This window comes from Flagellimonas sp. (genome assembly GCF_965222555.1).
In the GTDB taxonomy this organism is placed as follows: Bacteria; Bacteroidota; Bacteroidia; order Flavobacteriales; family Flavobacteriaceae; genus Flagellimonas.
Window position 1 is genome coordinate 1,451,906 of the sequence record NZ_CBDCUG010000005.1, and the last position, 13,177, is coordinate 1,465,082.

10 protein-coding genes are annotated in these 13,177 nt (G+C 39.4%); 3 read left to right on the forward strand and 7 right to left on the reverse strand.

Going from position 1 to position 13,177, the window contains the following annotated elements:
- Positions 1–65 precede the first annotated feature (65 nt).
- The 3 genes from ACOQO1_RS14895 to ACOQO1_RS14905 all read right to left on the reverse strand — a co-directional run bounded on the left by ACOQO1_RS14895 (position 66) and on the right by ACOQO1_RS14905 (position 5,862).
- Complete coding sequence (locus tag ACOQO1_RS14895) at positions 66–1,424, reverse strand: OmpA family protein (protein WP_420603673.1); 1,359 nt, start codon at positions 1,422–1,424, stop codon at positions 66–68.
- Between the two features lie 104 nt (positions 1,425–1,528).
- The gene (gene kbl / locus ACOQO1_RS14900) at positions 1,529–2,731 is read right to left on the reverse strand and encodes a glycine C-acetyltransferase (protein ID WP_420603674.1); all 1,203 of its coding nucleotides are present in this window, start codon (positions 2,729–2,731) and stop codon (positions 1,529–1,531) included.
- An 11-nt stretch (positions 2,732–2,742) separates the two neighbouring features.
- On the reverse strand, positions 2,743–5,862 hold the full coding sequence (locus ACOQO1_RS14905; protein WP_420603675.1) for a UvrD-helicase domain-containing protein: 3,120 nt from the start codon (positions 5,860–5,862) through the stop codon (positions 2,743–2,745).
- Between the two features lie 119 nt (positions 5,863–5,981).
- Between ACOQO1_RS14905 and ACOQO1_RS14910 the strand changes: the two genes are divergently transcribed.
- Positions 5,982–6,590, forward strand: coding sequence for a superoxide dismutase (locus tag ACOQO1_RS14910; RefSeq protein WP_420603676.1), 609 nt, complete (start codon positions 5,982–5,984; stop codon positions 6,588–6,590).
- 657 nt (positions 6,591–7,247) lie between these two features.
- Here ACOQO1_RS14910 and ACOQO1_RS14915 read toward each other — a convergent pair.
- From ACOQO1_RS14915 to purN, 4 genes are all read right to left on the reverse strand, one after another.
- Positions 7,248–9,146, reverse strand: a complete 1,899-nt coding sequence (locus ACOQO1_RS14915) for an amidophosphoribosyltransferase (protein ID WP_420603677.1) — start codon at positions 9,144–9,146, stop codon at positions 7,248–7,250.
- 46 nt (positions 9,147–9,192) lie between these two features.
- Entirely contained in the window at positions 9,193–10,119 is a 927-nt protein-coding gene (locus ACOQO1_RS14920) for a PfkB family carbohydrate kinase (protein ID WP_420603678.1), read from the reverse strand.
- 96 nt (positions 10,120–10,215) lie between these two features.
- The gene (locus ACOQO1_RS14925; protein ID WP_420603679.1) at positions 10,216–10,854 is read right to left on the reverse strand and encodes a viroplasmin family protein; all 639 of its coding nucleotides are present in this window, start codon (positions 10,852–10,854) and stop codon (positions 10,216–10,218) included.
- Positions 10,844–11,419 carry a phosphoribosylglycinamide formyltransferase gene (purN, locus tag ACOQO1_RS14930; protein WP_420603680.1) on the reverse strand — a complete coding sequence of 192 codons (576 nt, stop codon included), beginning with the start codon at positions 11,417–11,419 and terminating at the stop codon, positions 10,844–10,846. Before purN ends, ACOQO1_RS14925 begins: the two co-directional genes overlap by 11 nt.
- A gap of 162 nt (positions 11,420–11,581) precedes the next feature.
- On the opposite strand from purN, the gene ACOQO1_RS14935 reads away from it, so the two are divergent.
- Both ACOQO1_RS14935 and fabF read left to right on the forward strand, forming a co-directional pair.
- Positions 11,582–11,815, forward strand: a complete 234-nt coding sequence (locus ACOQO1_RS14935) for an acyl carrier protein (RefSeq protein ID WP_009778413.1) — start codon at positions 11,582–11,584, stop codon at positions 11,813–11,815.
- Positions 11,816–11,915: 100 nt separating this feature from the next.
- The gene (gene fabF, locus ACOQO1_RS14940; RefSeq protein WP_420603681.1) at positions 11,916–13,166 is read left to right on the forward strand and encodes a beta-ketoacyl-ACP synthase II; all 1,251 of its coding nucleotides are present in this window, start codon (positions 11,916–11,918) and stop codon (positions 13,164–13,166) included.
- Positions 13,167–13,177: the final 11 nt, after the last annotated feature.

Below are 13,177 nucleotides of genomic sequence, written 5' to 3' on the forward strand. Positions count from 1 at the left end.
TTAAAAATAAAAAAGGCCTTGCAATTGCAAGGCCTTTTTTTGAAAAGAAAACTAAAGTTCTCTTCTTATTTTACCAAGTTGATTTCAACTCTTCTGTTTTGCTTTCTACCAGCTCTTGTGTTGTTGGTAGCGATTGGCTTGTCTTCACCATAACCAATTGCAGTCAATCTGTTAGCAGAAATTCCTTTGTCAACTAAGAAATCTCTAACAGCGTTAGCTCTCTTTTCAGAAAGTGACTGGTTCAATTTACCACTACCTACACTATCAGTGTGACCTTCAACAGTAAACTTAGCGTTAGGATACTCGTTCAAGATTTGGATGATATCAACCATTACAGAAGTAGATTCTGCTTTGATAGAAGATCTACCAGTATCAAACAAGATAGTTCTTGCGTAGTCGTTCAATTGCTTCTGAACTTCTTCAGTAACCTCAGGACAACCATTGTTAGCTACAGTACCTGCTACTTGTGGACACTGATCGTCTTTGTCAAGAACACCGTCACCGTCAGCATCTGGCCAAGGGCAACCGTTGTTTTCGGCAGGACCAGCTTCGTTAGGACACTGATCATCTTTATCAGCAACACCGTCACCGTCAGCATCGGGACAACCTGCTAGTGCAGCAAGACCAGCTTCGTTAGGACAAGCATCGTCTTTGTCAGCAACACCGTCACCATCAGCATCAGGACAACCGTTCATTTCTTTAGAACCAGCTTCGTTAGGGCAGCTATCTTTGCTATCTTCGATACCGTCACCGTCAGCGTCAGGACAACCGTTGAAAGCAGCAAGACCAGCAACCTCTGGACAAGCATCATCTTTGTCATAGATTCCATCACCATCAGTATCTGTACCACCAAACTTGATGCTAATACCTGCCATGTGCTGGAAATGCTTGATCAAGTAATCTTCAAAGGCATGCTTATACTGTGTTTGTAGGGTAAGACCAATGTTTTCTGAAAACCAGAAGTTTACACCTACACCACCGTTAGCGGTACCAGCTCCAATTTCATCAACCCAAGTGTAACCACCACCAATCTCAACAAAAGGGTCAATAGTAGTGTTCTTTAGGAAGTTGTACTTGATGGTTCCATCTATAGCGTAGTGAGATAAATCATCAACTCCTTGGTCGCCTATTTTTTCAATTCTATTTAAAGAACCTTTAGCACCTACAGAAAAACCATCTCCAATATATTTGGATACGGATACGTAAGAAACAGAAGGCAAGATGTTCCAGTGGTCAGAGACGTTGAAGTACTCGTCAAATAGTGTTGTGCTCGAAAACGCGTTGTTTTCGTCGTTAGTTGGATAAGCGTCAATTGCGTTTATACCAAAACTAATCTGCCATGGATTATTCTCGTCTTGCGCTTGTATGTTGTTTACGCCCAAAAAGACTAGGGCAACAACCAATAATTTGCTAAGATGTTTCATGCTCAAAATTTTAAGTTTAAGTGTTTATCAGCAGCAAATGTAAGTTGTTAAGACTTATTAACAAAATCAAATTTTCTTTTTTTTTGCTGCATTACATGGAAGTTTTACTGCATTTCAACGATTTTCAGAGCTTTTCCCACCTCAATGAATGCATTTATCGCTTGGTCTAGATGATGCTTTTCATGTGCAGCAGATAACTGTACACGGATTCGGGCCTTACCTTTTGGCACCACCGGAAAGAAAAACCCAATGACATATATGCCTTTCTCCAAAAGCATATCTGCCATTTGTTGGGATAGCTTGGCATCATACAGCATAACTGGAACAATGGCGGAGTCCCCATCAATAATATCAAACCCGGCTTTTTTCATACCTTTCTTGAAGTATTCTGTATTTTTTTGAAGCTTATCCCTCAATGAAGTGTCCCTGTCCAACATGTCAAACACCTTTATGGAAGCCCCAACTATGGCTGGTGCCAAGGAATTGGAAAATAGATACGGGCGCGACCTTTGGCGGAGAATTTCTATAATTTCCTTTTTGCCGGTGGTATATCCACCCATAGCACCTCCCAGAGCCTTGCCCAAGGTCCCCGTTATAATATCAATCCTGTCCATAACCCCTTTTTCTTCTAGTGTGCCTCTTCCGGTCTCTCCAATAAACCCAGCTGAATGGCACTCGTCTATCATAACAAGGGCATCATACTTATCGGCCAAATCACAAATTTTGTCCAAAGGAGCCAATAGTCCGTCCATAGAAAAAACACCGTCAGTAACAATGATTTTGAATCGAGCTCCGTCTTCTTGGCTTTGTTTTAACTGAGCTTCCAGATCGGCCATATCATTATTGGCATACCTATATCTCTTGGCCTTACATAGGCGAACCCCATCAATAATGGAAGCATGGTTCAATGAATCTGAGATTATGGCATCTTCGGCGGTCAACAAAGGTTCAAAAACCCCACCATTGGCATCAAAGGCCGCAGCATATAAAATGGTGTCCTCAGTGCCATAAAAATCAGCTATTTTTTGTTCCAGTTCTTTATGGATATCCTGTGTGCCACATATAAATCGAACCGAGGACATTCCAAAACCATGTGAATCCAGCGTATCTTTAGCCGCTTGGATCACATCTGGATGAGAAGAAAGTCCAAGATAATTATTTGCACAAAAATTGATGACTTCTTGCCCGGTAGATATTTTAATCACCGCATCTTGCGGAGAGGTTATAATACGTTCTTTTTTAAATAGCCCCGCTTCTTTTATGGCGTCCAGTTCATTGGTCAGGTGTTCTTTTATTTTACCGTACATAGTGTTTTTATTTAAAGAAAAATGGTATTAATTTTTTGGTCAATATATACAATTATGGAATGTTTAATTTTATAACCCATCTCTTTTAATACAATGGAATATTGTGTTATCTGCTCTTTATGGGAGGGAGATGGTTTTCCGGTTTTATAATCAATTATTGTCGCTTCGTTATTGGATATCACTACCCGATCAGGGCGCAAAGATGCACCATTTACGGTTAAAATTTCCTGTTCATTTAATATTTCATAGGTATTGGAAAAATATTGGTTCAATTGCGGATGGTTGACAACACTCAGCACTTTTTCTTTGACATACTGTACAGAATCCTTTGGAATACGCCCCAGTAGTTCAAGTTCCTCAAGAACCAGGGAAACATCGTCAGCTATTTTGACTTGGCTAAGTGCAAAATGAATCAAATTTCCCATTTCTATAGCATCCCTTTTTTCATCATCCCATAACCCGCTAGACCTGGTGGAAATAGTAAAATCCCTGTCCTTTTTATCTCTTGTTGTGTATTGAATGTGATATTGTCCATCTGTTTTCAAGTTCGATGGAGTGCTGTTTTCGTCCAAATCACCAAAAGTATAGATGCCCAGGTCATTTTGTTGAAGGCCTTTTTCTTGCAAAAAGTATTGAAACAGATCTGAATATGAATTGGCATTGGCCAATGTGTTTATTGGTTTTCCGGTTTCGGAAATAATGTACAAGCCTTTTTCTGCCCTGGTCAAGGCCACGTAAAGAATGTTTAAGGCATCCAACTCTGTTTTTACAACTTCATCAGTATATACTTCAGCCGTGCTATCGTTGTACTCCAACATTTCTGAGTTGGTATTGATGAGGAATTCATCCAACCCTAAATCTTGTTCTGAAGTTGTGGCAGGCACCCAGGATTTCTTTTTCTTTCGTTTGTCATCAATAATGGAATTGGCAAAAGGAAAGATCACAATAGGAAACTCGAGCCCTTTTGCTTTGTGGATGGTCATGATCTTTACAGCGGATGCATTATCCGGAGCGGCAATAGAAAGAACACCTTTTTTTAGTTCCCAATGTTTTAAGAAAGCATATATGCCCGGGCCATCTTTTTTCTCAACATTTAAAACCTCATCCATTAAAAAGTTAAGGTAAGCTGCAACATTGGTGTGGAGATCAAATTGAATGATGGCGTTCTCCAAAACTGTCAGGACCGATCTGCCTTTTTGATTCTGAAGATGAAAGTCGTATCCTTTAGAAAGCAGCTCCTCTAAATTATTTATGTAAGATGCTATGAAATCATGCTTTTTAGTGTCTTCTTTTGCTAAAAAATTAAGAATGGTATAAGAGGACTCTTTATCATTCGTATTTTCAATAACCTTTAAAATTGAAATTAGAAAAATTACAGTCTCATTGTTGCTCAGCAACAAGGAATCTGAGGACACAACGGGAATTTGCTTTTGTGATAAGAAATTGGCAAGAAGCATTCCTTTTTTATTGTCGCGCACTAAAATACAGATGTCCGAATACGCATATTTTTTTGATGTAACTCCATTAATTGTTTTTAAAACTTGATGGCAGTATGCTTCTTCTTTGTCTTTGATTTCTTTGTCCAGAAAAGATAATTGGATATAGCCTCCAGTGCGGCTGTTGGTTTTTTGGTTACAACCTTCCAAAAAGAGATTTCTATGGTCTTCCCGCTTCAGGAATGGAGCAATCTTGGTAAAAAAGTCATTGTTGAATTGGATGATTTCACTGTAACTTCTCCAATTGGTGTCCAATGTTTTAATGATTGGTTCCACCACAAAAGGGTGCGACTTCCCATTTAAAAGATCAAGAAACTGTTCCACCTTTCCACCTCGCCATCGGTAAATGGCCTGTTTTACATCTCCCACAAGAAATAAAGAGCCCAATTCTTTTCTTTCGCTTTCGCTTTCAAGGGCATTGCCGATAAGCGGAATCAGATTTTCCCATTGCATTTGGGAAGTGTCCTGGAACTCATCAATAAAATAATGTCGATATTTTTCACCCATTCGCTCATAAATAAATGGAACAGGTTGGTCCTTAATTTCTTTGGACAGTAAAGAGTTTAGGGATGAAATGGGAATAATATCCTTTTCGTTTTCTATGTTCTTGATTTCTTTGGCAATTTCATTTAACACGGTCAACGGGACAATATTGTCGTAAATGTTTTTAAGGTAGCTTCGCTTGTATAGCTTCTTTTTGATGAACAGAAAAGATTCTAAAACCGAACCCGCCAAATGGGATACATCTCTTTTATCTGTGGACTTCAGAATTTTTCCTTCTAAAAGGTTTTGCCCCAATTTATTATTGTAAAGTATTTTGATTTTAAACTCTTTGGCAACTATTTTTTTAAAATGATTGGGCAAGGTCTGTCTTGGAAAATCAGAGGGGGCAAATCCCTGATTGTCCATTTCCACTAGTATTTTTTGTGCTTCTTCAATGACCGAAGCTTCAGTTGATTTTAGTAGTGATGCAATTTTCTGCTGGATTTCCTTAAAATCATGGAGTGATTTTGATTGCAATGCTTCAATAGGTGAGGAATGGTTTTCCTGAAAGAGCAATTTCCCAATTTCCATTAGATCATAGGTAATGTTCCAACTTTTGTCCTCGTCAATTTTTTCAAGTGAAAATGCCAATAGAACTTCGGTGAGTTCTTTATCGGTTCCTGCACGCTCCAATAATCGGCCTACTGCTTCCTCCAATAATAGTTCGGTGTCCAGTTCAATCTCAAAACTTTGGGAAAGTTGGAGGTCCCTAGCAAATGTTTTTATGATTTTATGGTTGAACTTGTCAATGGTGGAGATCTCAAAAAAAGAATAATTGTGCAAAATCCTTTTCAGCACAAGCTTTGCTTGTTGCTGCAATTCTTCTGCATTCATTGAAAGATCATGACAAAGCTCTTTGAACAAGTTGCTTTGATTCTCTGGATCCTTGGGAATACCAAAAGCATAAAGGTTTTCAAGAATTCGAGCTTTCATTTCACCAACGGCCTTATTGGTGAATGTAATGGCCAAAATCTGGCGAAACTTCAATGGAGAATTATTGGACAATAATAGTTTAAGATATTCTTTGGCCAAAGAATATGTTTTGCCGGAACCTGCGGAAGCACTGTATATTTCGAAATTGGAAACCTCCAAAAATGTTTTTATTGCAAATTACGGATTACGAACATGAACTTAACTAGCAAAGGCATTAAAAATAAGTCTTAAAACCGTATTTTTACAGTTATCATTATTAACTTAAAAACAGAATAATTATGGCTTTTGAATTACCTAATTTGCCCTATGCATACGATGCTTTGGAGCCACATATAGATGCGAGGACCATGGAAATACACCATACAAAGCATCACAACGGATACACCACTAAATTGAATGGTGCCATAGCAGGAACGGATTTAGAGGGAAAAGATATCTTGGACATTTTATCCAATTTGGATATGTCCAATGGTGCAGTACGAAACAATGGTGGAGGATTTTATAATCATGCCTTGTTTTGGGAAGTAATGTCGCCAAACGGTGGAGGCGCACCTAGCGGAGACTTGGCTGCTGCCATTGATGATGCGTTTGGTTCCTTTGATGCTTTCAAGGAGAAATTCAGTGCAGCTGCAGGAACCCGATTTGGATCTGGTTGGGCATGGCTTTGTGTTCACAAAGGAGGAAAACTTGAAATCTGCTCAACAGCAAACCAAGACAATCCGATTATGCCAGAAATAGGCTGTGGAGGTCATCCCATCCTTGGATTGGATGTTTGGGAGCATGCTTATTATTTGAACTATCAGAACAGAAGGCCAGATTACGTTGCGGCATTCTTCAACGTAATTAATTGGGATAAAGTTTCTGAAAATTACGAATCGAACAAATAGGCAAAAGATGTCTGAATAAAAAAGGGGTGCCTTTACGGCACCCCTTTTTTATTGTATAAATATGTAGTAATAGAAAAGGGTGAGGAAGCCCTCACCCTTTTCGTCCCAAATCTTACCATAAACTTAACCTACTTATGCTATGGCAAAACTAAATTACTGGTATTGTGAGAAATAACAAAAGTTTTTGAGGAAATTTTTTGTGTTTTAAAGAAAAAACAAAATGGATTTTGGACGGGAAATTTGATAAATCGTTGAGGTTCAAACATAAAGAAGGCGGAGTATTCTCCGCCTTCTTTCCCCAAATCTTACCATGAACTTAACCTACTTATGCTATGGTCCTCCAAATGTAAGCCAAGGGAGTGCTAGTTGAAAAAGCTTTTAGATGAAACCCCTTTTATTTGGTTGAATTGCCAACCTTGTCAGCAGGGAGTACTATTGTTAAAGAAAAGGATTACGAGAAGATGCGTTTGGATTACTGCAAAATAAAAAAGGTGGAATAGCTTCCACCTTTTTTGCCCCAAATCTTACCATGAACTTAACCTACTTATGCTATGGCAATACTAAAGTAGGTGCGACATTTGCCCATTGTACAAAAACACGATAATCTGCGTATTTCATCGATGAAATGCACGGATTAACTTTAATTTATGCAAGGCATCAATATGCTCTTTCGTTCTTTCCTTCGTAGAAGTTGATGAAAGCTCTATTTACAACCCTGTTCCCGCCTGGTGTGGGGTAGTTACCGGTAAAATACCAGTCGCCCAAGTTTTTGGGACAGGCCTCGTGCAGGTTTTCTATGTTCTGGTAAATAATATCTACCTCTGCGTTTATTCCTTCAGGACTGAGTATTTCTGCAATTTTTTTAGAGATTTGATTAGCGGTGAATGGAGCATAAAATTCCTGAACATAATTCACAACCTCTTTATCCTTTGATTCTGTCTGGGTCAAACACTTTTCATAAATCTCCTTTATTTTATGTGTGGTGCCATGTTCTTCATGAAGCGCCTGGGCAGCTTTAAAAGCTACAAAGTCTTCCAGCTTGGCCATGTCAATACCGTAACAATCGGGATATCTAATCTGCGGTGCAGAGGAAACCACTATGATTTTTTTAGGAGATAATCTGTCTAGAATTTTGAGGATACTCTTTTTAAGGGTTGTTCCTCTCACTATACTATCATCAATGATAACAAGATTGTCATTTTTCTTGACAGAACCATAAGAGATGTCATAGACATGGGCCACCAAATCGTCCCTGCTACTATCTTGGGTGATGAAGGTACGTAACTTGGCATCTTTAATGGCTACCTTTTCAATACGAGGCCTTACAGCCAAGATTCTATGTAACTCTTCTCCTGTAATATTTGGCCCAAGAGCCAAAATTTGTTCTTCCTTTCTTTTATTGAGATAGTTTTGGGCCTCTTTCACCATTCCAAAGAAGGAGGTTTCAGCAGTGTTGGGAATATATGAGAAAACAGTATTGCCCAAATCATCTTCAATGGATTTCAAAATTTGAGGGAACACCAATTTTCCCAACATCTTTCTTTCTTGGTAGATTTCCTTATCACTTCCCCTTGAAAAATAAATGCGTTCAAAAGAGCAAGCCTTGCGCTCAACCGGTTCTTTTATTTGCTCAATACGGGTGGATCCACTTTTCTTTATGATCAAGGCATGTCCTGGATCTAACTCACGAATATCTTCATAAGGAACGTTGAACACGGTCTGTATCACGGGTCGTTCGGACGCCACTACTACAACTTCATCATCCTTATAAAAGTAGGCAGGTCTGATACCTGCGGGATCTCTAACCACAAATCCGTCTCCATGTCCCAGAAGACCTCCCATGGTATATCCACCATCCCAATTCTTGGAAGATTTTCTCAATATTTTGGCAACATTCAATCGCTCGGCAATCAAGGGGGATGCTTCTCTTTTGTTATACCCCTCCTTTTTTATTTGTTTGTAGAGTTTGGCTACCGCATCGTCCAAAAAGTGTCCTATCTTTTCCATTACAGTAACGGTATCCGCCAACTCTTTAGGGTGCTGTCCCAATTCTACCAAATTATTGAAAAGCTCGTTGACGTTTGTTAGGTTGAAATTACCTGCAACAATAAGGTTACGATGCATCCAATTGTTTTGGCGTAGAAATGGATGGACACTTTCGATGCTGTTTTTCCCAAAGGTTCCATATCTAACATGACCCATCAATAATTCTCCTATATAGGGAATGTTCTTTTTTTGAAGGGCAACATCGTTTTCATATTCTGGGTTTTGCTCAATGGCCGTATTGATTCTGTCATTGATCTGGGCAAAAATATCCTGAATGGGTTGCTGTTGTGCGGAGCGTACCCTGCTCATATAGCGTTCTCCGGCGTTCATGTCCAGCTTAATACTTGCAAAACCAGCACCATCCTGACCTCTGTTGTGCTGCTTTTCCATCATCAGGTACATTTTGTTCACTCCGTAAAAAGCTGTACCGTACTTTTCTTTGTAATACTCTAAGGGTTTAAGCAAACGGATCATTGATATTCCGCATTCGTGCTTAATCGCATCACTCATAACTAACCAAAATAAAAAAAGCCCCGAAAATTTTCAGGGCGTGTATTTATGTTAATTCAATATTGAACTGTGTCAATTCTTTAAACTGTAATAAGCGGCTGTCAACCTCTTGCCTTTCCAGGTTAATCATCCGTTCTGTGCCAAATCGTTCAACACAGAAAGAAGCAAGATTGGAACCGTGTATAATTGCATTCTTCATGCTTTCAAAAGAAATGTTCTTGGTTTCGGCCAAATGGCCTGCAAACCCTCCCGCAAAGGTGTCTCCTGCACCTGTTGGGTCAAAAACCTCTTCCAAAGGTAATGCGGGCGCAAAGAAAATATGCTCCTTGTGGAACAAAAGTGCTCCGTGCTCTCCTTTTTTAATGACCACATACTTAGGACCCATTTCCTGGATTTTAGCAGCGGCTTTTACCAATGAATATTCATTGGTCATCTGGCGCGCTTCTTCGTCATTTATGGTAATTACATCAATCCGTTTAACAACTTCCATCAACTCGTCCCATGTATTGTTCATCCAAAAATTCATGGTGTCCGCTATAATAAGTTTTGGTCGTTTTTCCATTTGATCAATTACACCCAATTGTATATTAGGGTGAAGATTGCCCAACATGACCACATCGGCATCCTTAAAGTTGTTTGGAACAACAGGATTGAAATCTGCCATGGTATTGAGTTCCGTAATCAAAGTATCCCTAGAATTTAGGTCGTTATGGTATTTCCCTTTCCAGTAGAAGGTTTTTCCACCTTTTACAATATCTATTCCCGAGATATCGATTTTATGGTCAGTGAAAATATCAAGATAGCTTTGCGGAAAATCTTCGCCCACAACAGATACTACGGATGATTGTACTTTGAATTGTGAAGCGGCCAAGCCTATAAAAGTTCCCGCTCCACCTAATATTTTATCGCTCTTGCCAAAAGGTGTCTCAATGTCATCAAAGGCCACACTTCCAACAATCAACAACTTGCCCATTCCTGAAATTTGCTGCAAATATACACTTTAGCCAATCCATTTGCATCAACTGAAGCTGTTTTTAAGATAAAGATTGGAAAATTGGGTTTATAGGGATTATTTTCTTCCAAAATCGGCAGGAATTTCTCCCCATGCTTTGGTTTCCCATTTTACGATTGGGGTGTTGTAACGGTTTTTTTTCAGCCAATCCTCAGCACGTTCTATCAGCTCAAAAACTGCCGCATTTTTGGAATTTTTTTTCAGTTTGGTGCCACATTTCTTCTTTCGTACCCAGCCAATGGCAATTCTGGAATCTGAATAAATTATACGATTGCTTTTCTTCTGTTTTAAAAATGCCAGACCGTGCACAAGGGCCAAAAACTCACCAATATTATTGGTTCCTTGCTCAAAAGGGCCTTGTTTAAAAAGAGTTCTTTTGGTCTTGGTGTCCACACCTTGGTATTCCATTCTACCCGGATTACCGCTGGATGCAGCATCCACAGAAATAGAATTGTAGTTGGGTTCTCCAATTTTCAGCAATTCTTCTGGGGATAGTTCACTTTTATCCTTGGATTTGCCCTTGTACTCCAAATAATTGCCGTTAAAAGCCTTTTTGGCCTGGTCAAAAGCTGAAAAAGATTTGTACTGGGAACCTTTGAAACCTTCAATCTGCGCTTTACAATCATCCCACGATTCGTAGATGCCAGGGCGTTTCCCTTTCCAGACTACATAAAACTTCTTCTTCTTATTCGCCATCTTCTAGCAACAATTTTTCTATCACTTTTGGAAAATGCTCATATTCCAATTGATGTACCTTCTGGGCAATAGTGTCCGCATCATCCGTAGGACCCACTTTAGTCTTTGCTTGAAATAGGATAGCACCCTCATCATAATTTTCGTTTACATAGTGTATGGTGATCCCAGTTTCGGGCTCTGAATTGTCTTTCACTGCTTGATGCACTTTTGCCCCATACATACCTTTTCCACCATATTTTGGAAGCAGTGCAGGGTGGATATTGATGATTTGGTTGGGGAACGCATTGATCAGCGTAAGAGGTATTTTCCATAAAAACCCGGCTAAAACTATTAAATCGGGATTTAAGCCTTGGAGCATTTGAACGAGGTTCCCAGAGCTAGAAAATGCCTTTTTGTTGAAATAGTAGGCCGGAACCTCCAATCTTTCACACCTTTCCAGCACCTTGGCGTTTTTTTTATTAGTTAAGACTGCGGCCACCGTTACGGTACTGTTTTCATTGAAATAAGAAATAATGTTTTCCGCATTTGAACCACTGCCCGAGGCTAAGATCACTATTTGCTTCATTATGGGACTGCTACTAGGGTTTTTGCATTAAATTTATCAGGCTAAAGTAGTATACTATGGCCTAAGATGTTTAATTTGAGGCACATTTTATCGACAAATGGTGTATTTAATCCAAAGTTTTATATTTTTGCCAACGATTAAATTTTTAAAACCGATATAATTATGTCAGACATTGCATCAAGAGTAAAGGCTATCATCGTTGATAAACTAGGTGTTGATGAAAATGAAGTAGTAGCTGAGGCAAGCTTTACCAACGATTTGGGTGCGGATTCCTTGGACACTGTTGAACTTATCATGGAGTTTGAGAAAGAATTTGATATTCAAATTCCAGATGATCAAGCAGAAAACATTGCAACTGTTGGTCAAGCCATTAGCTATATAGAAGAAGCGAAGTAATTTTATGATATTTTACTAAAGATTTTAAATTATCCATGTGATGATCATCGCATGGATAATTTTTTTTTAATTTAGGTTCTAAAGGTAAAAATATAGTTCAATGCAGTTAAAGCGAGTAGTGGTTACTGGAATGGGTGCACTTACACCTATAGGTAACAATTTGGAGGCTTATTGGGAAGGACTAAAGAATGGTAAAAGTGGATGCGCTCCAATTACGTATTTTGATACGGAAAAGTTCAAGACCAAATTTGCCTGTGAGCTTAAAGGATATAAACCTGAAGACTTTTTTGATAGAAAAGAGGCCAGAAAACTGGACAGGTTTGCACAATATGCTTTGGTTTCTTCAGATGAGGCTATTATAAATTCTGGATTAGATCTGGACAAAATCGACAAATTTAGGGTCGGTGTTGTTTGGGGTGCCGGAATTGGAGGTTTGGAAACCTTCCAAAATGAGATGATGGGATATGCAGGTGGTGATGGAACTCCTCGGTTCAATCCGTTCTTCATCCCTAAAATGATAGCAGACATCGCACCAGGAAATATTTCCATAAAACATGGATTTATGGGCCCCAACTATACCACGGTTTCGGCCTGCGCATCATCTGCCAACGCAATGATTGATGCTCTCAATTATATCAGACTAGGCCATTGTGATGTAATTGTTACCGGTGGAAGTGAAGCCGCTGTAACCATAGCTGGTATGGGCGGGTTCAATGCCATGCATGCTTTGTCCACAAGAAACGAAAGCCCAGAATCGGCATCAAGACCTTTTGATGCTACAAGGGATGGTTTTGTTTTGGGAGAAGGTGCAGGTGCCTTGATTCTTGAAGAATACGAACATGCCAAAGCCAGGGGAGCAAAAATATATGCAGAAGTTGTTGGTGGAGGACTTTCTAGTGATGCCCACCATATGACCGCTCCTCATCCAGAAGGAATTGGAGTGGTAAAAGTGATGGAAAATTGCCTGCAAAACGCTGGCATGAAACCGGAGGATGTAGATGCCATAAATACACACGGAACATCAACCCCACTTGGAGATGTGGCCGAGTTAATAGCTATATCCAAAGTATTCGGGGAACATGCTTCCAACATTAATATCAACTCTACAAAGTCCATGACAGGACATTTGTTGGGTGCTGCAGGAGCTATTGAAGCCATTGCCTCCATATTGGCCATGGAACATAGTTTGGTGCCACCTACAATAAACCATAGTGTAGTTGATGAAAATATAGACCCATCGTTAAACTTGACCTTAAATAAGGCTCAAGAACGTGAGGTGAACGTGGCCATGAGCAACACTTTTGGTTTTGGTGGACACAATGCATGTGTATTGTTCAAAAAAATAGGATAGTTTTGTAAAAG

What these genes read in the sequence shown, in the direction of transcription:
- ACOQO1_RS14925 (WP_420603679.1), bottom strand. Translation starts at nt 10,854, where the DNA reads ATGGCGAATAAGAAGAAGAAGTTTTATGTAGTCTGGAAAGGGAAACGC.
- ACOQO1_RS14895 (WP_420603673.1), bottom strand. Translation starts at nt 1,424, where the DNA reads ATGAAACATCTTAGCAAATTATTGGTTGTTGCCCTAGTCTTTTTGGGC.
- ACOQO1_RS14915 (WP_420603677.1), bottom strand. Translation starts at nt 9,146, where the DNA reads ATGAGTGATGCGATTAAGCACGAATGCGGAATATCAATGATCCGTTTG.
- ACOQO1_RS14910 (WP_420603676.1), top strand. Translation starts at nt 5,982, where the DNA reads ATGGCTTTTGAATTACCTAATTTGCCCTATGCATACGATGCTTTGGAG.
- ACOQO1_RS14920 (WP_420603678.1), bottom strand. Translation starts at nt 10,119, where the DNA reads ATGGGCAAGTTGTTGATTGTTGGAAGTGTGGCCTTTGATGACATTGAG.
- ACOQO1_RS14935 (WP_009778413.1), top strand. Translation starts at nt 11,582, where the DNA reads ATGTCAGACATTGCATCAAGAGTAAAGGCTATCATCGTTGATAAACTA.
- fabF (WP_420603681.1), top strand. Translation starts at nt 11,916, where the DNA reads ATGCAGTTAAAGCGAGTAGTGGTTACTGGAATGGGTGCACTTACACCT.
- purN (WP_420603680.1), bottom strand. Translation starts at nt 11,419, where the DNA reads ATGAAGCAAATAGTGATCTTAGCCTCGGGCAGTGGTTCAAATGCGGAA.
- kbl (WP_420603674.1), bottom strand. Translation starts at nt 2,731, where the DNA reads ATGTACGGTAAAATAAAAGAACACCTGACCAATGAACTGGACGCCATA.